General features: G+C 70.6%; 18 protein-coding genes. 4 read left to right on the top strand and 14 right to left on the bottom strand.

Annotated elements, in window-relative coordinates; translation table 11 throughout:
• Positions 1-23: 23 nt before the first annotated feature.
• A complete protein-coding gene (locus tag GPA10_RS17045) occupies positions 24-782 on the bottom strand; it encodes a hypothetical protein (RefSeq protein WP_157166244.1) in 759 nt (252 codons plus the stop codon).
• 429 nt (positions 783-1,211) lie between these two features.
• On the opposite strand from GPA10_RS17045, the gene GPA10_RS17040 reads away from it, so the two are divergent.
• Positions 1,212-4,592 carry an RHS repeat-associated core domain-containing protein gene (locus tag GPA10_RS17040; protein WP_157166243.1) on the top strand — a complete coding sequence of 1,127 codons (3,381 nt, stop codon included), beginning with the start codon at positions 1,212-1,214 and terminating at the stop codon, positions 4,590-4,592.
• Between the two features lie 52 nt (positions 4,593-4,644).
• Positions 4,645-4,848 (top strand): hypothetical protein, encoded by a 204-nt coding sequence (locus GPA10_RS17035; protein ID WP_157166242.1) that lies wholly within the window; start codon positions 4,645-4,647, stop codon positions 4,846-4,848.
• Between the two features lie 123 nt (positions 4,849-4,971).
• On the opposite strand, the gene GPA10_RS17030 is transcribed toward GPA10_RS17035, so the two are convergent.
• From GPA10_RS17030 to GPA10_RS17015, 4 genes are all read right to left on the bottom strand, one after another.
• Positions 4,972-5,379, bottom strand: coding sequence for a hypothetical protein (locus GPA10_RS17030; protein WP_157166241.1), 408 nt, complete (start codon positions 5,377-5,379; stop codon positions 4,972-4,974).
• A 403-nt stretch (positions 5,380-5,782) separates the two neighbouring features.
• The gene (locus GPA10_RS17025) at positions 5,783-6,175 is read right to left on the bottom strand and encodes a VOC family protein (protein WP_157166240.1); all 393 of its coding nucleotides are present in this window, start codon (positions 6,173-6,175) and stop codon (positions 5,783-5,785) included.
• Between the two features lie 132 nt (positions 6,176-6,307).
• Positions 6,308-7,258 (bottom strand): GlxA family transcriptional regulator, encoded by a 951-nt coding sequence (locus GPA10_RS17020; protein WP_157166239.1) that lies wholly within the window; start codon positions 7,256-7,258, stop codon positions 6,308-6,310.
• Between the two features lie 50 nt (positions 7,259-7,308).
• Entirely contained in the window at positions 7,309-8,178 is an 870-nt protein-coding gene (locus tag GPA10_RS17015) for a S1 family peptidase (RefSeq protein ID WP_157166238.1), read from the bottom strand.
• Positions 8,179-8,329: 151 nt separating this feature from the next.
• Here GPA10_RS17015 and GPA10_RS17010 point away from each other — a divergent pair, with 151 nt between their 5' ends.
• Positions 8,330-9,379, top strand: a complete 1,050-nt coding sequence (locus GPA10_RS17010) for a GlxA family transcriptional regulator (RefSeq protein WP_157166237.1) — start codon at positions 8,330-8,332, stop codon at positions 9,377-9,379.
• 23 nt (positions 9,380-9,402) lie between these two features.
• Here the strand turns inward: GPA10_RS17010 and GPA10_RS17005 are convergent, their stop codons facing one another.
• The 8 genes from GPA10_RS17005 to GPA10_RS16970 form a co-directional block, all read right to left on the bottom strand.
• Positions 9,403-10,005: a Uma2 family endonuclease gene (locus GPA10_RS17005; protein ID WP_157166236.1), complete on the bottom strand. Its 603-nt coding sequence runs from the start codon at positions 10,003-10,005 to the stop codon at positions 9,403-9,405.
• Positions 10,006-10,033: 28 nt separating this feature from the next.
• On the bottom strand, positions 10,034-12,052 hold the full coding sequence (locus GPA10_RS17000) for a HEAT repeat domain-containing protein (RefSeq protein ID WP_157166235.1): 2,019 nt from the start codon (positions 12,050-12,052) through the stop codon (positions 10,034-10,036).
• On the bottom strand, positions 12,053-12,733 hold the full coding sequence (locus GPA10_RS16995; protein ID WP_157166234.1) for a DUF7019 family protein: 681 nt from the start codon (positions 12,731-12,733) through the stop codon (positions 12,053-12,055). It lies immediately after the preceding gene.
• Positions 12,734-12,737: 4 nt separating this feature from the next.
• Entirely contained in the window at positions 12,738-14,729 is a 1,992-nt protein-coding gene (locus GPA10_RS16990; protein WP_157166233.1) for a HEAT repeat domain-containing protein, read from the bottom strand.
• Positions 14,722-15,357 (bottom strand): DUF7019 family protein, encoded by a 636-nt coding sequence (locus GPA10_RS16985; RefSeq protein ID WP_157166232.1) that lies wholly within the window; start codon positions 15,355-15,357, stop codon positions 14,722-14,724. The genes GPA10_RS16990 and GPA10_RS16985 overlap by 8 nt, the downstream gene beginning before the upstream one ends.
• 7 nt (positions 15,358-15,364) lie before the next feature.
• Positions 15,365-15,550 carry a DUF397 domain-containing protein gene (locus GPA10_RS16980; RefSeq protein WP_157166231.1) on the bottom strand — a complete coding sequence of 62 codons (186 nt, stop codon included), beginning with the start codon at positions 15,548-15,550 and terminating at the stop codon, positions 15,365-15,367.
• 177 nt (positions 15,551-15,727) lie between these two features.
• Positions 15,728-16,042, bottom strand: a complete 315-nt coding sequence (locus GPA10_RS16975; protein ID WP_157166230.1) for a DUF397 domain-containing protein — start codon at positions 16,040-16,042, stop codon at positions 15,728-15,730.
• A complete protein-coding gene (locus GPA10_RS16970) occupies positions 16,042-16,863 on the bottom strand; it encodes a helix-turn-helix domain-containing protein (protein WP_425505763.1) in 822 nt (273 codons plus the stop codon). Before GPA10_RS16970 ends, GPA10_RS16975 begins: the two co-directional genes overlap by 1 nt.
• A gap of 116 nt (positions 16,864-16,979) precedes the next feature.
• On the opposite strand from GPA10_RS16970, the gene GPA10_RS16965 reads away from it, so the two are divergent.
• Positions 16,980-17,423, top strand: a complete 444-nt coding sequence (locus tag GPA10_RS16965) for an ATP-binding protein (protein ID WP_343040986.1) — start codon at positions 16,980-16,982, stop codon at positions 17,421-17,423.
• Here GPA10_RS16965 and GPA10_RS16960 read toward each other — a convergent pair.
• Complete coding sequence (locus GPA10_RS16960; protein WP_157166227.1) at positions 17,377-21,267, bottom strand: GH92 family glycosyl hydrolase; 3,891 nt, start codon at positions 21,265-21,267, stop codon at positions 17,377-17,379. The two genes, GPA10_RS16965 and GPA10_RS16960, sit on opposite strands and share 47 nt — an antisense overlap.
• Between the last annotated feature and the right edge of the window lie 133 nt (positions 21,268-21,400).

The raw sequence follows: 21,400 nt of genomic DNA, 5'->3' as shown, positions 1-21,400 counted from the left end.
GCGGCCCTCGGCCGTGCGGGCCGTCAGCCGAGCGGCACGCTCCTGACGCCCGACAGGATCGGGATCTGCACGTAGTCGCCGTTGCCGGGCCCGCAGACGGGCCTGGTGTCGGCGGTGGCGGAGACCTTCGTCCCGGTCGAGTACCGGGTGTCGGGAGCCGTCACCACGCTCGTGAGGTGGCTCTTGAGCCGCTCCGAGTAGTACACGCACTGGTGCAGGTTGAGGTAGCGTCCCGCGTTCAGGTCGAGGGCCTTGACGCCCGAGAGCCCGGGGTTGGGCACGTGGCTGCCGTTGCCGGGCCCGCAGGTGGGGCTGGTCTCGGGGGAGTTGGAGACCTTCGTCCCGGTCGAGTACCTGCCGTCACCGCTCGGCGTCACCAGGGTGGTGAAGCGGTCGGTGCTCGCGCTCCGGTAGTAGTCGCACTGCTGGAGGTTGAGGTAGCGGCCGGAGCCGAGGTTCAGCGCCTTCACGCCGTGCAGGATCGGGATCGGTACGTGATTGCCGTTGCCGGGCCCACAACTGGCCGTGGTGTCGGCGGAGTCGGAGCGCTTGGTGCCGGTGGCGTACCGGTTGTCGGCACTCGGGGTCACGAACGTACTGAAGTGGTCGTCGAGGGTGCTCGCGTAGTACGAGCACTGGTGCAGGTTCAGATACCCGGAGGCCGCGGCGCCGCCCGTGGTCCCCTCCGCCGAAGCCGGGTCGCCCGTGCCCACGAAGGCACCCGCACCGAGTACGACGGTGAGCACCGGTCCCGCCACGCGTCTGGCCGTCCATCGCCCCATGTCGTGGTCCTCCCGCTGTAGTGGATCGTGCTGCAAAGTTCGCAGGGCCGGGCGGGCGGCCGGTATCCCGAGATCTGGGGGATTGACGCAAGGGCTTTGCCACTGTTTGCGCCCGCATCCAAGGGCGTGCGTTTGCGCCATTCCGCTTGTGCGGTGCGTAGCGGACACCGGCACGCCACCGCCCCCGGCCGGGGCGGACCACGCCGCTTGCGGCAGAAAGACCAGTACAACAGCCCTGCGCCGGGCGCGAGAAGCTCTCGGGCGTCACCCATCCGCACCTGGCAAACAATCCAATACTTGACCAGTTTCTGTGTGCATAGCGTGCAAATTCAGGGGAACGGCCCACCGTTCTGTGAAGGGACTGTGGCAGCGTGTGCGCCTCCAGTGATCGCTGTGGTCACTGTGACGTCTCTTCTTGTGGGGGAAGACATGTCCAGACGTGCCTCGGGCACGCCCCTTCGGCGTGCCCGCAGATCGACCCGATACGGCCTGGTGGCAGCGGTGGCGGCGCTGGCGCTCGCCGCGTCGGGAACGGCGGCCCTCGCGGCCCCGGACGCACCGGATCCCGGGCCCACTTCGGTGTGGGGCAAGCCGAAGAAGCCCTTCGACGTCCCGCCGGTGAAGGTGGGCGTGACCGATCCGGTGGCACCGGTCGCCGAGGCGGAGCCCACGCCGGAGCAGGCGGCGTGGCGGGCCGGGCAGAAGGAGCGGGCGCGCACCGGCGAGACGACGGCGAAGGCCCCCAAGTCCCGCGCGGACAGCCGCGTCCATGTACCCGAGGGGCAGGGCGCGGTGCCCTGGCACGAGATATCCGACTTCCGCGTCACCGACTCCCTGGTGGCGCGGGTCAATCTGTCCAACGGCAACCTGATGCTCGCCGCGACGGACTTCGACGTCGCCGGGGTGGGCCAGAAGCTGCGTCTGGCCCGCACGTACAACTCGCTGGACGCGCCGTACGGCAAGGTGTCCCAGCGGTGGTGGCAGGAGTACGAGCGCTATCTGCACGTGTTCACGAGCGAGGTGGTGGTGTACGACGCCACCGGTGACGCGGTGCGTTTCGCCGAGAAGGCCGACGGGACCTTCACCACGCCCAAGGGCTACTCCAAGGACCTGAAGAAGAACGCCGACGGCACCTACACCCTCACGAGCCGCAAGTCGGGCGTGAAGGACACCTACGACGGCAACGGCACCCTGACCAAGGTGGCCGACAAGAACAAGGGCACCATCACCGTCGACCAGCACGACGAGGGCGAGGAGCACAAGGGCTTCAAGCTGACCGAGACGCGCTCGGGCCGCTGGATCGACCTGGTCAAGGCGTACGGCAACCAGTGGCAGGCGAAGGACCACACCGGCCGCACGGCCGTCTTCGACCTGAACGAGGCGGGCGATCTGGCGAAGACGACCGACACGGAGGGCAAGACGACCCGCTTCGGGTACGACTCCTCGCGCCGCCTGACGAAGGTCACCACCCCCCAGGGCCGGGTCACGGTCTTCACCTATGACGGCGAGAACCGCGTCACGTCCATGCTCCGCGCCACGGAACTGGGCGGCTCCGGCCACACGGGCCCCACGTACACCTACGCCTACTCCGCCGAGGGCCCGAACGCCGCCGGGACGACGACGGTCACCGACCCCGAGCAGCACGCCACGAAGTACGAGCACAACGGCGACGGCGGGGTCACCAAGGTCACCGACGCGCTCGGCCACTCCCGTTCGCGGACGTTCGACGCGAACCACAACGTCGACACGGCGACGGACGCGATGGGCGTGGGCGGCGGCGCCGGGAACGTGACCGCCTACGGCTGGGACGGCCGCAACAACCCGACATCCGCCAAGCTGCCCACCGGCGCGACGGCGTCCCTGTCGGGCTACCAGACCATCGCGGGCACGGACCTGCCGAAGTCCTTCACCAGCGCGGACGACGAGAAGACCGACTTCACCTACGACACGGCGGGCAACACCAAGTCCGTCGCGGTCACCGGCACCGGCGGCGGCAAGCGCAGCTACGACTACAACGGCGCGAGCCCGGAGTGCGGCGGCTTCGAGGGCCAGCGCTGCAAGGTCACGACGACGATGAGCGACACCAAGTCGGTGTCCACGTCGTTCCGTTACGACGACAAGGGCAACCTGCTCAAGGCCACCCCGCCCGCCCCGCTCAAGCCCACCACGTACACCTACGACGCCCTCGGCCGCCCGGTGGCGGTCACGGACGGGCGTGGAGTCAAGTCGGTGTACGCGTACGACGAGCGGGACCGGATCGTGAAGGTGTCCGCGCCGGCGACGACGGTGACGTACTCCTACGACGGCGACGGCAACCTCACCCAGCGCTCGGACGGCACCGGCGTGATCAAGTACGCCTTCGACCCGCTGTCCCGCGAGACCGTCCGCACGCTCCAGAACGGCTCCCAGACCAAGCTCACCTACACCCCCGCGGGCAACGTGGACACCTACCAGGACCCGGCCGGGGTCACGGACTACACCTGGAACAAGGTCAACAAGCTGACCAAGCTGAAGGACCCGACGGGCAGGACCACGGCGTACGAGTACGACAACAACGACATCCGCACCAGGACCACCTACCCCGGCGGCACGGTGCAGACGGTCACGCCGGACAAGTCCAGCCGCCCCGAGAAGATCAAAGCCACCTCGCCCAAGGGCACCCTGGTCGACCTGACCTACGACTACAAGAACGCGGGCAAGGACAGCACGAAGATTCGCACCCGCACGGACGCGGTCGCCGGTCTGAGGACCAGCTACACCTACGACAGCGCGGGCCGCTTCTCCTACGCCAAGGAAGAGAAGGGTTCCACGCTCACATCCTCCTGGCAGTACTGCTACGACCAGGCCGGGAACCTCACCTCGCAAGGTGTGGAGGAAGGGTGCCCGCGCGGCACGACATACACCGTCAACGACGCCCAGGAGATCACCGCGAAGAACGGTGACTCCACCAACTGGTCCTACGACGCGTCCGGCAACGAGACCGCCGCGGCCTCGACCCCGGAGGGCACCCGCACGAAGGAAACCTGGTCGGACTTCAGCCAGTTGACGTCCCTGACCGTGGGCGGCAAGACCTACGACGGGCAGTACGGTTCCACCGACCAGAGCGAACGCGTCCGCCTGGGGGACACCTTCTTCCACAACGGCCCGCTGGGCCTCTCGGCGAAGAGCACGGCCGGCGTCGACACGGGATTCAACCGGGAGCCCGGGGGCACCCTGAACTCCATGACGACCGGGGGCAAGGCGTACTACTACCTCACCGACGCGCTCGGTTCGGTCGTCGCGCTCGCCGACGAGTCGGGTACGAGGGTCAACTCCTACAGCTACAGCCCCCGTGGAGTGGAGCGCGCGGGCACGTCCGAGAAGGTCTCCCAGCCCTACCGCTTCGCGGGCGGCTACCAGGACCCGACGGGCCTGTACCACTTCGCGGCCCGCTACTACGACCCGAACATCGGCCGCTTCACCCAGCCCGATCCCTCGGGCCAGGAGAAGAACCCGTACCTGTACGCGGAGGGCGACCCGGTCAACCGGATCGACCCGAGCGGCCTGGCACCGTGGGACAGCCTGGGAGCCGTCGGTGACGTCATAGGCGCCGGAGCGAAGGTGCTCCAGGGCGACACCAAGGGGCTCTGGGGCGACGTCGTCGGGTTCGTGGCGGGCGCAGGCTTCGGTCTCGCGTGCGAGTCCGTCATGCTGGGCGGTTCCGTGGCGACGGCCGGGGCTTCGGCCGTCGGGGGCCAGGCCGTGTGCTTCGCCGGATCGTGGGCCGCCGGACAGGTGGCCTCCAACACCTTCAACTCCGCCGTCGGCTGACCGGGACCACGGGGCCGGGCGGCGAGAACCAGCAAGCGGAGGAGTGCGGAACATGCCGGATGACTACTTCGGGAGAAAGAAGACGTCCTCCCTGCTCTTCACGCTCGCCACGGTGCTCCTGGTGTGCGGCGCGGGCGTCGGTCTGGCCCTGACCTTCGCCGGGAAACCGGCGGGCCTCGGCCTTGTGGCGCTCTTCGCCGCCATCTGGGGGGTCGGCTACCTGGCCCGGCGGAAGGTGACGGGCGGCGAACTGTGAGCGGGAGTGCCTGCCGCCGGAGTCGGGCTTCGGCTCGGGCATGACCTGCCGGCGGCAGCTGTGAGGGTGCCCCGCACGGCACGGGCCGTGCGGGGCACGTCGCGTTGGCGCAGCGGGTACTCGTCAGAGGAAGCGCAGGGAGACGATCCGGTTGTCGAAGCCGATCGTGGCCAGGTTCGCGATGTCACCGTTGATGACCTTGGAGGCACCGGAGCAGTTGCGGCCCGCCCAGACCTTGAGCTTGTTGCTGGTGCGGATCGAGGACGTCACCTTCGGACGCGCCACGTTCTGGCAGCCCGGGCCCGCGACGCCCTGGGAGGGGCCGTTGTCCGAGAAGTTCCGGTCGTCGAAGAGGACGGCGCTGGCCGTGGCGCCCCGCTGTCCGCTCCCCACCCGCTCGCCGGAAGCATCCGCACCGCCCGGCTGCGCCGCGGAGGCCACCGCGGGCACGGCGAGCACGCTCGCCGCGACGAGGGTGACGAACAGAGAGGTGGCGCCCCGGCGGGTGCTGTCGCTGGTCTTGCGAGCCATGTCAATCTCCTTGTTTTCAGGGTCAGTTGACCGTTCGCCGTGTCATACGGGGCGGATCGCGGCGGGTGCTCACCTCATCCGAGACCTTTACCTAAACGAGACACAATCTAAAAAGTGGTGCCGTCGGAAACCGGATGCGGCCCAGCGGCGTGCTGGTGTGTTGACGGGGCCCGGCGCGAGCGGGCGGCCCGGCTCCTTGCCCCGATCGCCCCCGCGCGGCGGCATAACGCTTGTCCGGACGGTCATACCGGAGCATGCGAGGCTCCGCCTAAGCTCGGCGACGGACTCGGACTCGTACTCTTCGGAGTCCCCATCGATCCCCTCGCCCTTTTGTGAGGGATGGGAGGGCGAGGAGCCGGGGGGTTGCACTACCTGTGGGGGGAGTGCAACCCGCCCGTGCCCGCTACCGCTCCGGCCAGCCGCCGTACGGCACGGTGATCAACTCCAAGTAGTGGCCCGCGGGGTCCGTGAAGTAGACCCCCTTGCCGCCGTCATTGCGGTTGATCTGTCCGGGCTGCTTCATGTGCGGGTCGGCCCAGTGTTCGGTGCCGCGCGCCGTGATCTTCTCGTACGCAGCGTCGAACTCCTCCTCGGACACGAGGAAGGCGTAGTGCTGCGGCGTGATCCTGTCCGCGGGGATGGTGGCGAAGTCGAGCGTGACGCCGTTCGCGAGTTCGACCGCGATGAACGGGCCCCATTCGGCGGTGACAACGACTCCCAGGAGCTCCGCGAAGAAGGCGGCGGACTCCCGGTTGTCCCGGGCGTGGACGATCGTGTGATTGAGCTGTACTGCCAAGGAATGCCTCCGAGGGCATCTCCCGCACCTCCATGCCTCACCCGGACGGTGACCGGCACGCGATGCTGCCGGGATCTTAGTGAGCGATGCCGTTCCTCCGCCAGCCGGAGACTTCCTGCGCCTCGGGCCCGCTCACGGGGTGTGGGATCGCCGGTAGGCGCTGGGGGTGGTCCCGGTGAGTGCGCGGAAGTGGCGGCGCAGGGCGGCGGGCGAGGTGAAGCCCGTGGCGTCCGCGACACCTTCGACGGGGGTGTCCGTCTCCCGCAGCAGCCGCATCGCCTCGTGCAGGCGCGCCCGCAGCACGTACTGGAGCGGGCTGAGCCCGGTGTGGGCGCGGAAGCGGCGCGTCACGCCGCTGGTGCTCGTGCGCGCGTGGGCGGCGATCTCGGGGAGCGTGAGGGGGAGGTGCAGACGCGTGTCGATCCACCGCAGGGTCGGGTCGAGTCCCGCGCTCTCGGCGACTGTGCGGTCGATGGCCTCCTGGACGCTGTCCGCGTCCCCGTGCAGCGGAGTGATCAGTTCCCGTGACGTCTCCCCGGCGACCCGTCGGCCGTGGTCGCGGGCCAGCAGCCGCAGACAGACGTCCATGCCCCCGAAGACCCCGGCCGCCGTGCAGAACGGCCCGTCCTCGACGACCGTACCGACCGGATCGACGTCGATACGCGGGTACAGCGCGGCCAGTTCCTCCACGTGCCGCCAGCCGGTCGTGGCCCGGCGGCCGTCGAGGAGGCCGGTGGCCGCGAGCGTGAACGTACCGGTGCCGACGGCGGCGAGACGGCCGCCCCGGGCCGCCACCGCACGCAGCGCGGCGGTGACGCCCTCGGGGGGCTGCCCGGCACGGGGGCCGCCGTGCCCGGGAACCAGGACGACGTCGGCGTCCGCCACTCCGTCAAGGCCGTACGGCGGACGGAGGGCGAGCGCGGGACCCGGGCCGCCGGTCCCCCGGAACCCGGGTGCCGTGCAGAGCCTGACCTCGTAGGACACCTCGGGGAACCCGCGACAGGCGGTACCGAGGACGAGGCCGGGCGTGGTGAGGTGATGGCCCGGGGCCCCGTCGAGCGCGAGGACCGCGATCACTGACATGTCGGGAATCCAACCATCCGGGACACCGGCCGGTGTCGGCAGTCGGCCGGTCAGCCGTCCTTGTGGATCGTCTTGTGGATCCAGCTCTTGAAGGCGGGCACGTTGGAGTAGAGGCCCGGCCCCGTCGCGCAGCCCTCGCGGGGGCTGCCGGGACCGGACGTGGCACCGATCAGCTCCCAGCGGCCGTTCTTCGCGCGTTGGAGCTGCGGGCCGCCGGAGTCGCCGTTGCACGCCATGGCCTTCGGCTTCTGGCTGATGGTGCACAGCCGCGTCTTGTCCGCCCAGCCGGGGGCGCACTCGCTCGCCGCGCCCCGGCGCGTGTCCAGTTGCTGGAGGCGGTTCGGGAACTTCGCGTCCTCCAGGGACGGCGCCTCGACGACCGTGCCGTAGCCGAGGATGCGGGTCGGCGTGCCGACCGGCCCCGCCTTGTCGGCGATGCGGACGGGCTTCTGGGAGACGGGACGGTCCAGGCGGATCAGCGCGAGGTCGTTCTTGTTGTGCGTGGTGCCCGTCATGTCCTGCACATAGCCGGGCGCGGTGACGATCTTGTCGATGTTCCGGACGGACCCACCGGTCGTCCGGTGGTCGCTGCCGACGCGGATCTTGCCGGTCAACGTGGCCAGCTCGGGGTTGACGCAGTGCGCTGCCGTGAGGACCCACCGGGAGTCGACCAGTGTCGCCCCGCACTGGGCGCCGAACTCCTTGACCGGCACCGTCGCCATGTACGAGTAGTGCTGCGTGGCGTCCTCTCCGTTGACGATGGCGCTCGCGCTGCCTGTCATGACCGTGACGCCGAGAAGCGCGGTCGCGCCGAGCGCCGCGGCGCCCCGGGCGAGCAGTCGGCGCGAGCTCCGCCGGGAGGGGGCGGCGAGGTCGGAAGAAGGGGTCCCGGGGACGGGAGAGGTGTCCGTGACGTGCATGAACGTGCCTTTCGCAAAGTTCGCAGAGAGTGGCGGTGCTGCGCGGGGGGTGAGGCGTCTGTCCGCCTTCGTCCCTCCGCCCTGCGATCCTCCTTCGCGGGCGGCCTCCGCCAACAGCGGCTGTGATGTCACCCTGGGCTAAATTCTGGACATGTCAGTGATCGCCGTCCTCGCCCTCGACGGGGTCCCGGGGCACCAGCTCACCGCCCCCGGACTGGCCTTCGCCACGGCCGCCAGGCACCACCACCCGGTCGCGTACGAGGTGCGGGTCTGCGCGGGGCTGGGGTTCCGCGGCACGGGCGGGCCCGCGCCCTTCGGGATCGACACGCCCTGGGGCCTGGAGGGTCTCGACGACGCCGACACGGTGCTCCTGCCCGGACACGAGGGCTTCCGTGCCGCGCCCCCGCCCGGCGTCGTGGACGCCCTGCTGGCCGCGGCGGCACGCGGGGCCCGCATCGGCGCCGTCGGCACCGGCACGTTCACCCTCGCGGCCACCGGCCTCCTGGACGGACGCCGGGCGGCCACCAGCCGGCGGCACACGCGGGAACTGGCGCGCCTGCACCCGCGCGTCGACGTGGACCCCGAAGGGGCCGCGGTGGCCGACGCCCCCTTCCACAGCGCGGCCGGGGTGCTCGGGGGCGTCGACCTGTGTCTGCACCTGATCACCCTGGACCACGGCGAATCCGTGGCCATCGAGACGGAACGACAGCTCTTCCTGCACCTCCACGCGGAACCGGAGGACACCGGCGGGACACCGCCCCGGGACGGCTCGCGCTCCGACCGGGGCGCCGCCGCCGAGGCCGCGTACAACGCCGTCACCCCACCCGGCAGCGGCCTCGAACCGGTGACGCGGTGGATGGAGGACAACCTCCACCGCCCGCTCACCCTCGACGACATCGCGGGCCGGGCGCGGCTCGGCATCCGCAGCCTGACCCGCCGCTTCCGCGCCGAGACGGGCCTCACTCCGCTCCAGTACCTGCTCCGCACGCGCATCCAGCGCGCCCAGCGGCTCCTGGAGCGCACCGACGACCCGGTGGAACGCATCGCGGCCCGCAGCGGCCTCGGCACCCCCGCGAACCTGCGCCACCACTTCCAGCGCGCGACGGGCACCAGCCCCACCACCTACCGCACGGCTTTCCGCGCACTGGTCTCCGGCCTCACCTGGCCGGAACGCCCCGAGGAGCCGTCCGAGGAGCCGTGACACCTCGGTCGAGCCGCCGCGCCTCAGAACTCCAGCAGCGCCGCGAGGTCGATCTCGACGGGGAAGGGCAGCTCGGTGCTCAGCTTGTCGTGGTGCACGGGGTGCATGGGGGCGGGGATGTATGCCCGGGTCTCGGCGTGCTGCCAGTACTCGTGCACGCCGAGACGGTTGTCCCGGTCCAGTTCCACGCGCCAGTAGCACGCCACCTCGGCCTCGGCGAACAGCGCGGGCTTGCGGACGCGGTCGTCCTGACGTGAGCCCGGAGAGACCACCTCGACGACCAGGGAGACCCGGTCGACCGGCACGCACTCGACCTCGAAGAAGTCGAGTCCCCGGGGGTCGAACACGATCACGTCGGGCTTCGGGACGTTCTGGTCGTCGACCATGACGCACTGCTCCAGGACCACGGAGTACGGCTCGCAGCGAGCTGCCTTCAACGCGTCCGCGATGCCGTCCCGTACTCGGTTGTGCCAGAACCTGGTCTGCCCACGAGGCGCAATCACTCCGTCCACGAGTTCCCAGCCGCAGGGCAGTTCCAGGTGCTCGACCTGGTCGAAGGTCCAACCGTCGGCCGGCGGAAGCATCCAGGTCTCTTCGGTGGCCAGGCCTTGCCGGTGTGCGGTCATCGCTTCCCCCCTGGGTGCTGTCGTCCGGCTACGGCCCGAGCCGGACCCCGCGGGCCTCGGCGATCGCGTCCAGGGCTGCTACCTGCCAGTCGCGCAGGTACGTCCCGGTGAGGCAGTGGGTGAGGACGTGGTCGTGGGCCTCCTTTGTGCCGATCTTCAGCAGGGCGTGTGCGGCGGGCTCGTGGGCGCCGGTCCAGGTGTCGGGGGCGAGGAGTGCCGTCGCGGGGGTGAGGTCCCCGGCTGTGGCCCGGGCGGGCAGGGCCAGGGACGCGGCTTCGTGTGCCGGGCGCGCCGTGGTGAGCCGTCCCTCGCCCGCCGTGGCGTACAAGGTCCCCCGGTCCGGAGCCGGTGCCGCCGCGATCCGTGACAGGGCGGCGGTCGCCTCGTCCTCGGGGTGGGCGGCGAGAGCTGCGACGAGGCGCTCGCCCAGGTCCTCGGGCAGGGCGTCCACGTCGTCCGTGAGCGCGAGGAGGACGGGCAGGGCCGGGGTGCCGATCCGCACCAGGGCCCGCAGGGCGGTGCGGGCGAGGTCCGGCTCGGTGTCCGGGGTCACCGAGGCCCCGAGCGCGCGGACGGCCTCCGGCACCGGGAACCCGCCCAGGGCCGCGACCGCCCGCCCCCGCACCGCCTCGTGCGGTGAGCGTGCGCAGGCGAGCACGGTCGGCAGTGTGTCCGGCGCGCCGATCCGGCCGAGCGCCCGCACGGCGTGGGCACGCAGCGTGCCGGGCTGCTCCTCGTCCGCGGCCAGGGCGGCGAGGGGCGTGGCCGCCCGCGCGTACCGCAGAGCACCGAGCGCGTCGGCGGCGGACGCGCGGACCCGGGTCGGGGCCGTGTCGTCCGTCAGGACGGACAGGAGGGCCGGGGCGGCGTCCGCGCACCCGCGCAGGCCCGACACCCGTGCCGCGCCCGCCCGTCGAGCTGCGGGCCCGTCCGGCCGGGTGCACAGGTCCACCAGCTCGGGCAGCGGCCCCGGCAGGCCTGCGACCAGGTCCGCCACCGCGTCACCGATATGCGCGTCCCCCAGCGCCGCCAGGAGTGGACCGGCCGCCTCCGTTCCCGCGTACGCGGCGAGGGCCTCGGCGGCGGCCCGGCGCACGGGCGGTGCCGGCGCCTCGCGCAGGTGGTGCCGCAGCAGGGCGATGTGTTCGTCCCGTTCCGGTACGGCGAAGAGGGCGGGCTCCGCCGCGATGCCGTCGCAGGCCGCGGCCACGGCGTGGGGCGGGCACTCGGGGTCCCGCGACCCCGCCGCTCGGCGGAGCACGTCCCACAGATGGGCCCTGCCGTCCTCCGTCCTGGAAAGGAGCGCCGTCGCGAGGCGGGCCGTCTCCGGGTCCGGGTCGCGCTGCGGGGCGTGCAGCAGGGTCTCGGCGGGCGGCCACCAGTGAGCCGACGGCCAGTCGATGTCGGGCAGCGCGTGCAGCGCCCTGACGGCGGCGAGTCGCAGATGGGTACCGGGGGAGGGGGTGTGCGCGAGGTTCAGGAGGGCGGAGGTGGCGCGCGGGTCCCCGATCGCGCCGAGCGTCCGCACCACGGGCTCCGCCCGCTCGGGCAGGTACTCCCAGAGCGCGACGAGCAGCGGGTGCACGGCCTCCGGCGGCCGCAGCACGGCCAGCGCGTCCAGCACACGTATCGTCCAGTACCCATGGCCGGTCGCCAACTCGCCGCACAGCCCGACGAGTCCCCGCACGGCCTCCGGCCCGCCGATGGCGACCAGGGCCTCGACCACGGGCCCGTCCAGCTGATCGCGGTCGTCGCGTGACTCGCCGAGCAGCACCAGCAGCTCGGGCACCGCCCGGCGCACCCGCAGCCGCCCCAGCGCCCTGGCCGCCTGCCAGCGCACCCCGGGATAGGGGTCGCCCCGCCGCCGCAGGCACGTGAGCAGCGTCTCGACGACTTCCGGCGAACCCGTGCTGCTGCCGAGCAGTTCGGTGGCGTGCAGCCGGACCGCATGCTCCCCGGACCGCGTGGCCCGGCACAGCCCCTGGACATCACCGTCCATCCGCATCCGCACCAGATCGGCGACCGACGCAGCCTCCGCCGCCGCCACTCAGACCCCCTCGACCACGTGCGCCTCGTCTGACATCGCCACGTACAGCGGTGTCCCGACGAGAATCGTCAGCTCCTTGCCGTCCTCCCGCGTCACCGTGGAACACATCAACTGCCGCGCCAGGAACTCGCAGTACATCGGCGGCACCGTCAGCGTCTCGGCGGCCCGCAGCACATCCTGGGCGACGCCACCCCGACTCGGCATCCGGCCGCCGCGCGAGCGCACGTTGAAGTGGTCCTCCCACTCCGGAGGCGTGTCCCGCAACAGCCGGAAGAGCGACGGCAGCCCGGAGAAGCCGATGCGGCCCATCTCCGGCGGCGCCTGATAGCCCACCAGGTGGTGCGCGGACCCGATGAGCGCGACGACCGTGTCCCCGTCCTGGCCCGTCATCAGCGTCGGCCTGTTCACCTCGCCGTACCCGGCGACGCGCAGCCCGAGGTCCCCTCGGAACCAGGCGGTGGGCTCCGACATCCAGCTGACGTCGAACTCCCGCTCCAGGTACGACTCGACGATGTTCAGCCGGTCGTACGTGGTCGCTTCGGTACGCGGGGACTGTACGGCGAGGCTGAGCACCTTCAGGTCGACCTTCGCCTCGACGGCGAGGCGTTTGAGCAGCTTGGGCGGGATCTGCTCGTACAGCATGTCCACTTTGGCGGACGAGACGTAGAGGTAGTAGCGCATGAGGTCAGGAGACGTCCTTCTCGGCGCGGGCGGCGGCGCGGGCGTTGGCGATGGCGGTCAGCGCGTCGAGATGCCCCTCGTGCAGGTACCGCGCCTCGCGGCAGTACGCCAGGACGTGCTCGACGGCCTCCTCGGTGCCGATCGCTGTCAGTCCGCGGAGCCCGGCAGCGTAGGTCGGTCCGTAGTAGCCGTCGTTGACGACGAGTGCCCGCAGGGATGCGACGGCCTCCGGGGAACGGCGCTCGCTCAGTGCCTCGGCGGCATACACCTGGGATGGGTACGTCTCGCGCGCACGGGTCGTGGCCAGCCGCCCCAGGGCGGCGGTCGCCTCGGGTTCGGGGCGGTCGGCGAGTGCCCCGACGAGGTAGCCGGCGAGGTCCGGGGGCACGCGGTCGACCAGGGCTGTCAGGACGGGCAGTGCGGGGCCGCCCATCCGGTCCAGGGCATACAGCGCGGCCAGCGCGACACCGTCGTCGTCCTCCGTACGGGAGTCACGGGAGTCGACGAGCTCCCCTAGTGCGGCGGCGGCCTCGGGCACGGGGAACGAGCCCAGTGCCTGCACGGCCCGTTCCCTTACCGTCTCGTGCGGCGACCGGACGCAGGCAAGGACGAGCGGCAGCGTGTCCGGTGCGCCGATCAGGCCCAGGGCGCGTACGGCGCGGGCGCGCAGTGCGCCGGGCTGCTCCTCGTCGGCGGTGACAGCCGCGAGGGACCCGGCGGCCCCCGTGTGCCGCAGGGTGCCCAGTGCGTCGGCGGCGGACGCGCGCACCGCCGTCGGGGCCGCGTCGTCCGCCAGGACGGCCAGGAGTGGGGCGGCGGCCTCGGGGGGACCGGTGAGGCTCAGCGCCAGCGCGGACCCCCGGCGTTGAGGGACGCTCCGGGTGGCATCGGTGAGCCGCGCCAGCAAATCGTGGACGGGTGGTTCGGGGAGGCCTGCGAGGACGTGCGCCACGGCCTCGGTGGCCTGCGGGTCGTCCAGTGCGTCGAGGAGGTCGGCGGTCGCGGTCCCGCCCGCGAGGGCACCCAGCGCGTGGGCCGCCGCCCGGCGCACGGCCGGGACGGCGGACTCCCGCAGATGGGAGGTGAGCAGGGAGACGTAGGGGTACTTCAGGTGTTGCTCGTCGTAGGCGAAGCCCGTGGGGAGTTCCGCCACCCGGTCGCAAGCGGCGACGACGGTGTGGGGTGGACACTCGGGGTGATGTGGTTGCTCGGCAGCCCTCTTCAGGACTACGAACAAGTGGGTCCGACCCTCGAAGGTCTGGGAGAGCAGCTCGGCCGCGAGGTGCACTGTGCCGGGGTCCTGGTCGCGAAGGGCCCGGCTCAGCAGCCTCTCGGGGACCGTCGTCTGGACGGGTGGCGGCCACGGCAGCAAGTGCAGGGCCTCGACAGCGGCACGGCGCACGTCCGGTCGTGTTCCGGCGGCGTCCGCCACGACCAGCAGCGCGGCCCCCGCACGCGGGTCGCCGATCGCGCCGAGTGCCCGGACCACGGGCAGGGGGTCGATCGGCAGGAACTGCCAGAGCGCGGCGAGGAGCCCTGGGACGGCCTCGGGTGACCGCAGGTCGGCGAGAGCGTCGACGATCTGCTCCGCTCGGTGGCCGTCCGTCTGCGATGCCTCCAGGGCGTCGAGGAGTCCGGCCACGGCTTCCGGGCCGCCGATGGTCGTCAAGGCCCGGTACAGGCTGCGGTTGGTGTGGGGATCGTCGACCGGCCGCCCCCGGTTCAGGAGCCCGACCAGTACGGGCACCGCGCGGCGCTCGCCCCGCTTCCCCAGGGCGCGCACGGCCGACATCCGCACCCCCCGGTACCGTTCACCCTCCCGTCCGCAGCAGTCGATCAGCGCGTCCGCCGCTTCGGGAGCCGCCATGCCGCCCAGCAGATCCACGGCCTGTACGGCGCGACGGTGGTCCTCGGCCCGTGCCACCCGGCACAGGCCCGCCACATCCCCGTCAAGGCGCATGTCCATCAGCTCACCGACCGGCGGGAACTCATCCATGTCCGTCCGCCATCGCCACGTAGAGCGGCGTGCCGATGACGATGGTCAGCTCCCGGCCGTCGTCCAACGTCAAGGCACCGTGCATCAGCCGACGCGCGAGGAACTCGCAGTACACGGGCGGCACCTCCATTTTCTCGGAGAAGTAGAGGACCTCGTCGAACACGGTGTGTCGACCTGGGTGTTCCTCGCGCCGACCCGCGTCCTCCTGAAGAAGCTGGAACATCGCGGGCAGCCCGGACCAGCCGACCCGGTGCATGTCCGGTGCGGGCTCGTACCCGATCAGGTGGTGGGCCGACCCGATCAGCGCGACGAGCGTGTCACCGTCGCGGCCCGCCATGAACGTCGGGCTCGCCACGCTGCCGTACCCGGCGACGCGCAGCCCGAGGTCCCCTCGGAACCAGGCGGTGGGCTCCGACATCCAGCTGACGTCGAACTCCCGCTCCAGGTACGACTCGACGATGTTCAGCCGGTCGTACATGGTCGCCTCGGTGCGCGGGGACTGTACGGCGAGGCTGAGCACCTTCAGGTCGACCTTGGCCTCGACGGCGAGGCGTTTGAGCAGCTTGGGCGGGATCTGCTCGTACAGCATGTCCACCTTGGCGGTGGAGAGGTAGATGTAGTAGCGCATGTGCCGGTCAGGCTTGCCGGTGCGCCAGGAAGGCGGTCCAGGCGGTGCACGTGACAGTGAGGTGCGGGGCCTCTGGGGTTTTGGAGTCCCGGATGTGGACGACGGCGGGGGCTTCGGCTATCTCCAGGCAGGCCTGCCCTTCGTCGTCGCTGTAGCTGGACTTGAACCACTCGGGCGCGGTGCCGTTACCCATCTCTCTCCTGGCAACAGTCAACAGGCGCGTATTCCCTGCTGAGTTGTGAGCGGTAGGGGTCATGGACCGCAGCCTCCCATACCTGTAGGTCAGGATCGCCACATCGTCGGGGCCGGCGATGAGGTGGCTTACGACGACATGGCGAGGCATCGCAGAGCGGTTGCGCACGCAGTGAGGTCAGCCGCGAGTTTCCTGGGGAAGCGTGAGGAACGCGGTCCAGGTGGCGGGGGAGATGATGAGGTGCGCTCCGCGCGGGTTCTTGGAGTCGCGGATGTGCACGGTGGCGACGGTTGCCGCTACCTGCACACAGTTGCCGCCGTCGCTGCCACTGTGGCTGGACTTGCGACAGTTGCGCGTGACCTCCAAGCAGGCGCCGCCTTCGCCGCTGCTGTAGCTCGACTTATGCCACTGGTAAGCGGCTTCCAGGCAGGCGCCGCCCTCGCTGCCGCTGTAGCTGGACTTGTACCAATCAAGTGCGGTGCTGCCACCCATTACTCTCCTAGCAGTCGGTCCAACAGGCCCTTGGTCTCCTCGGGATCTCGGGCATGGGTCCGCAGCATCGCATACTTCTGATTCAGGATCGCCACCTCGTCGAGGTCGGCGATCAGATGGCTGCCGCGCTGAGTCTCGGTGTAGGCGAGCCGCTGATGGTCAGGTGTCTCCAGCAGGATGAACGGGCCATCGAGGGCGGCGTGCGTGGTGCGGCCCAGAGGCAGGATCTGCAGGGAGACGCCGGGAAGGTCGGCACACTTGCGCAGATGGCGTACTTGCTCAACGTGCACGTTGGGGCCACCCAATCGGTCGGACAGCATTGCTTCCCAGATCACGAAGTTCGCCATCGGCGGCTGCTTGCGATGCAGGATCTCCCGTCGCTCGATGCGCATCGCGACAAGCTGCTCGATGCTGTCCTCGTCGTACACCGGCACGCGGCTGCGGAACACAGCCCGGGCATACGCTTCCGTTTGCAGCAGTCCGGGCACGACGAAGGCTTCGTACCAGGAAATCGAGAGGGCTTCTCTCTCCCGGTCCAGGTACTCCTCAGCGAACCTGGGTACCAGATCGACCTCCGGCATATTGTCGACCGCAGTCTCCAACGTCCGGCGGGTGCTCAGGATTTCGTCCAGCAGCACCGCCATATCCATCTTCAGGGCGCGCCGCCCCTGTTCGATGGAAGCGATGTGGTCCTCGCTGGCGGCGACGCGATCAGCCAAGGTTCTCTGCGTGAACCCCGCCGCCTCCCGGTGGAGGGCCAGTAGCGCCCCCACCAGCTTTCGCGCCGAAGCGTTCTTCTGTGGCCGTCGTCGCGAGCCGATCATGCGAGTACAACTCCCCACCGGAACTGGTCCATCCACCGGTGTGAGCCCGTACAGCAGGTCCGTACGACCTCACTTACTGCACCATCTTGGGCACATATTGTGACCCTCATCACGTGAACGACGAAACTTCCCCCGAACTCGCCTACGCCCGGTTCTACCAGCGGGAACGCCGCTCCGTCCCCGCAGCCCGCGCCTACGCGCAGATGGCCCTCTGCGGCTGGGGCGTCACCGGCCCCGCCGCAGCGGACATCCTCCTGGCGGTCAGCGAGCTGACGACAAACGCCCTGACGCACGGAGTCCCGCCGGGCCGCGGCTTCCTGCTGCGGCTCCGGCGGGACGGTGCCGCCGTACGTGTGGAGGTGCACGACAGCGGCGGCGGCCGGCCCCGGCCCGCCAAGGGGGGAGTGGGCGAGTCGGGGCGCGGCCTGCTCATCGTGTCGGCGCTCGCCGACAAGTGGGGCGTCGAACCACGCGACCCGGGAAAGGTCGTGTGGGCCGAGTTCGCCCAGGTCACCGGAGCAGCTCCACCTCCGCAAGGGTCGCCCGGCCCCCGGTGAACACAAGCCGGTACTTCTTGAACGAGCCGGGCTTGCCCACCGTGAACGGGCGGGTCTGCCTGTCCCAGGCGAACGACTCGCCGGACCGCTTGTCGACGGTCGACCACTCCTCGCCGTCGCGGGAACCCTGGAGGACCCACCCGCGCGGCGCGGACGCCTTGTCGGCCGACGTGAGGGTGTACTGCACGGCCTTGGTGCGGCCCTCGACCGGCAGGACGACGGAGGCCGCGTCGGCGTACGTGGCGGATGAGTTGTCGAACAGCTCCCCCTCCACCCGCGTCGCGTCCACGCGAGGAGACGGCACCTTGTCGTCGTCCGTGACGGAGACGGGCTGGGCTCCGGGCCCCGCGCCCCAAGCGGACGGCTTCGGCCCCATGTCGAATTCGAGGACCCCGCCCTTGGCGATGGCACTGTGCGGCAGGGCGGTGGAGTTCCACTTCTTGCCGTTGACCTTCAGGCCCTGGACGTACACGTTCTTCGCGCTGTTCTTGGGAGCCCTCACGACCAGGTCCCGGCCGTTGTCCAGGTGCACGGTCATCTTCTTGAACTGCGGCGAGCCGATCGCGTACTCGCCGCTGCCCATGACCAGCGGGTAGAAGCCGAGGGACGAGAAGAGGTACCAGGCGGACTGCTCGCCGTTGTCCTCGTCGCCGTGGTAGCCCTGGCCGATCTCGCTGCCGGTGTAGAGGCGGGAGAGGACCTCGCGGACCTTCTCCTGCGTCTTGTGGGGCTGCCCGGCCGCGTCGTACATGTACGCGGCGTGGTGCGCGACCTGGTTGGAGTGGCCGTACATGCCCATCCGGACGTCACGGGCCTCCGTCATCTCGTGGATGACGCCGTTGTAGGAACCGGCGAACTCGGGGGAAGCCGTCTCCGGAGTCGCGAAGTACGTGTCGAGCTTCTTCGCCAGGCCCTTCCGGCCCCCGTACAGGTTGGCGAGGCCACGCGAGTCCTGCGGCGCGGTGAAGGCGTAGCCCCACGCGTTGGTCTCGGTGTAGTCGTGGCCCCAGACGCGCGGGTCGAACTTCTCCGAGGGGACGCGCCAGTCGCCCTTCTTGTTCCTGCCCTGGAAGAAACCGGCCTTGGCGTCGAAGAGGTTGACGTAGTCGCGGGCGCGGTTCAGGAAGTAGGAGGCCTCCTCCTTGTAGCGCTTCTTGCCCGTCTTCTTGTGGAGGGCCTCGCCCATCTTCGCGATGCCGTAGTCGTTGAGGTAGCCCTCAAGCGCCCACGACAGGCCTTCGTGGGTCTCGGACGGCGTGTAGCCGAGGAACGGCGACGTTCCCATGCCCTTGCGGCCGTAGCCCGACTTGTCGGGCGCGACCGTCGCGTTCTTCACCGCCGCGTCGTACGCGGCCTTCGCGTCGAAGCCCTTGACGCCCTTCACGTACGCGTCGGCGAACGCCACGTCGGAGGACGTGCCGGTCATCAGGTCCGCATAGCCGGGCGAGGACCAGCGCGACGTCCAGCCGCCGTCCTTGTAGTGCTGCACGAAGCCGTCGACCAGCTCACCCGCCTTCTCCGGGGTGAGGAGCGAGTACGCGGGCCACGTCGTGCGGTAGGTGTCCCAGAAGCCGTTGTTCACGTACGGCTTGCCCTCGACGATCTTCGCGCCGGTGCGGGTGGGGGTGTCGGCGCCGGTCGCCGGGGAGAACGGCGACGCGTACTTGTACGTCGAGCCGACCTTCTCGAAACCCGAGTTGGGGTAGAGGTAGAGGCGGTACAGGCTGGAGTACAGGGACGTCTTCTGGCTCTCGCTCGCGCCCTCCACCTCCACCCGGCCGAGGATGTCGTCCCACTTGTCCTGCGCCCGCTCCTCGACCCGGCCGAAGGACGTGCCCGCGGGTATCTCCGCGTCCAGGTTGGCCTTCGCCTGGTCGACGCTGATCAGCGAGGTCGCCAGGCGCAGCGAGACGCTGCGGTCCGCACCGGGGGAGAAGCGGAGATAGCCGGTGGCGTCGGTGGTGCCGCCGCCCTTCAGCTTGCCGCCGTCCGTGACCGGGCGGTCGAAGGTGCCGTACACGAACATGCGCGTCGCGCCCGTGGACAGACCCGACTTCACGTCGGAGTAGCCCGTCACGACCCCCCTCTCCTTGTCCAGGGTCAGGCCGACGTCGTGCTTGGTGTTGCCCGTGACCTCGATGTTGTCGAAAATCATGCTCGCGTCGTCACCGGGATAGGTGAACTTGAACATGGCCGCGTGATCGGTCGGCGTCATCTCGGCCTTCAGGCCGTTCTCGAACGTCACGCCGTAGTAGTGCGGCCTCGCCGTCTCCTTCTCGTGCCGGAACGGCAGCGCCCGCTTGGCGCGGTCCGCGTCCGGGGTGCCCTTCGCCGCCGACGGCATCACCTGGAAGGTCTGTCGGTCGCCCATCCACGGGCTCGGCTCGTGGCTCGCGCTGAACGCCTGCACCGTGGGCAGGTTGTCGTCGTTGTTGCCGCGCGCGTAGTCGTACAGCCAGCTGACGGAGCCCGCGTTGGTCACCGGCGTCCAGAAGTTGAAGCCGTGCGGGACCGCCGTCGCCGGGAAGGTGTTGCCGCGCGAGAAGCCGCCGCTGGAGTTCGTGCCGCGTGTCGTCGAGGCGTAGTCGGAGGGGCGCGCCTTCGGCTTCGCGGGCGGGGTCTCCTTCAGCGACACGTCGTCCAGCCAGCCGCGGAACTTCGCCGGGCCCTTGGGGGAGTCGTAGCCGACCAGGATCCGGTCCACCGTCCTGCCCGCGGCGACCTCACCGATGCGTCCGGCGACGTCGTTCCACTGGTTGACGTACAGGACCTTCGCGTCGCCCTGCCCGCGCGGCGTCAGCGGGAAGCCGTGCTGGTCGGTGGCCTTGAGGTCGCTCAGATAGGTGCCGTCCGTAAACGCCAGGTCGACGGCGACGTTCGTGGCGTCGTAGTCGAGGTCACCGTCCGCCATCGACGGGAACACGCGGTACGACAGCTCCGTGTCGCGCCGCACGTCGACGTTCACGTCGAAGACCTTGTTGTACGAGTAGCCACGCTGCTCGGCGGTGTGCGTGCCCGCGTACCGCAGCGCCTGCCTGCCGGTGAACCCGGCGCGCGCCTTGGCCGTCGGGGACCCTGCGGGGCCGCGGTCGATCAGGCTCAGCATGTCGTCCGGCGGGGCCGGGGTGTCGCTGCCGCCTATGGAGAGCTGCACGTCGGCGAGTTGCAGGGCGTCGCCCGCGCCGTTGTTGGCGGTGATCTCCAGGCGGTAGTGCCGGTAGGCCGTCGCGTTGTCGAACTCGTACTTCTTCGTCGTGAAGGGGCTGGCGAACTTCTCGCCCGTACGGCTGTCGAGGTCCTTCCAGTCCTTGCCGTCGCTCGACCCCTGGAGCTTGAAATCCTTCGGGTCGCGCTCCGGGTGGTCGTTGGCGGAGGTCAGCGCGTACCGCACCACCTTCGCGGGCGCGTCGAGCTCGAACTCCACCCAGCCGGTGGGCTTGAAGGTGAGCCACTTCGTCGACTGCTCGCCGTCGACCAGCATCTCCTTGGTCTCCCCGGCACCGGCGTTCTCACCGCTCGCCCGCACGTCCACGACGTGGTCGTTGACGCTCCCCGGAATCCCGGAGGAGAAGCCGCCGTTGACCCCGGCGGCCTTCTTCCTGCCGTCGGGCCCCGTCTCGACCGTGCTCAGCCAGTCCGGCTGCGCGTCGTCCTTCTCGAACGAGGAACTGAACTCCCGCTCCGCCTTCGGAGTCCGCTCCGGCCCGGCCACGGCGACGCCCTGCGAGGCCGCGAGCACCGCGAGCGCGGTGAGGCCGACGGCGACCGGGGCGCGGCGCCCCGCCCCCGCCCGGCCGCCGTGCCGATTCACCCCTCGGCCTCTGTGTCGAGGTCTGTGTGCCATCCCCTGAGTCCCCTCCAAGCAACGATCTGGACAACGTTGTCAGCGGTTGCGCAGGGTCCAGTAGGGCTTTAAGTGGGCCGTGGTGTCAAGGGGGTTGACGGAGGCCGAATGCCGCGTCGCCCGGTGGCAGGGC

The sequence above is a fragment of the Streptomyces typhae genome (assembly GCF_009755605.1).
GTDB lineage: Bacteria > Actinomycetota > Actinomycetes > Streptomycetales > Streptomycetaceae > Streptomyces > Streptomyces typhae.
This window is presented reverse-complemented; position numbering and strand designations above follow the sequence as displayed.

Coding starts and splice junctions, on each gene's coding strand:
- GPA10_RS16990 (WP_157166233.1), bottom strand. CDS start 14,729: ATGGATGAGTTCCCGCCGGTCGGTGAGCTGATGGACATGCGCCTTGAC.
- GPA10_RS17005 (WP_157166236.1), bottom strand. CDS start 10,005: ATGACCGCACACCGGCAAGGCCTGGCCACCGAAGAGACCTGGATGCTT.
- GPA10_RS16975 (WP_157166230.1), bottom strand. CDS start 16,042: ATGGGTGGCAGCACCGCACTTGATTGGTACAAGTCCAGCTACAGCGGC.
- GPA10_RS16995 (WP_157166234.1), bottom strand. CDS start 12,733: ATGCGCTACTACCTCTACGTCTCGTCCGCCAAAGTGGACATGCTGTAC.
- GPA10_RS16985 (WP_157166232.1), bottom strand. CDS start 15,357: ATGCGCTACTACATCTACCTCTCCACCGCCAAGGTGGACATGCTGTAC.
- GPA10_RS17035 (WP_157166242.1), top strand. CDS start 4,645: ATGCCGGATGACTACTTCGGGAGAAAGAAGACGTCCTCCCTGCTCTTC.
- GPA10_RS17030 (WP_157166241.1), bottom strand. CDS start 5,379: ATGGCTCGCAAGACCAGCGACAGCACCCGCCGGGGCGCCACCTCTCTG.
- GPA10_RS17020 (WP_157166239.1), bottom strand. CDS start 7,258: ATGTCAGTGATCGCGGTCCTCGCGCTCGACGGGGCCCCGGGCCATCAC.
- GPA10_RS17045 (WP_157166244.1), bottom strand. CDS start 782: ATGGGGCGATGGACGGCCAGACGCGTGGCGGGACCGGTGCTCACCGTC.
- GPA10_RS17040 (WP_157166243.1), top strand. CDS start 1,212: ATGTCCAGACGTGCCTCGGGCACGCCCCTTCGGCGTGCCCGCAGATCG.
- GPA10_RS16960 (WP_157166227.1), bottom strand. CDS start 21,267: ATGGCACACAGACCTCGACACAGAGGCCGAGGGGTGAATCGGCACGGC.
- GPA10_RS17015 (WP_157166238.1), bottom strand. CDS start 8,178: ATGCACGTCACGGACACCTCTCCCGTCCCCGGGACCCCTTCTTCCGAC.
- GPA10_RS17010 (WP_157166237.1), top strand. CDS start 8,330: ATGTCAGTGATCGCCGTCCTCGCCCTCGACGGGGTCCCGGGGCACCAG.
- GPA10_RS16980 (WP_157166231.1), bottom strand. CDS start 15,550: ATGGGTAACGGCACCGCGCCCGAGTGGTTCAAGTCCAGCTACAGCGAC.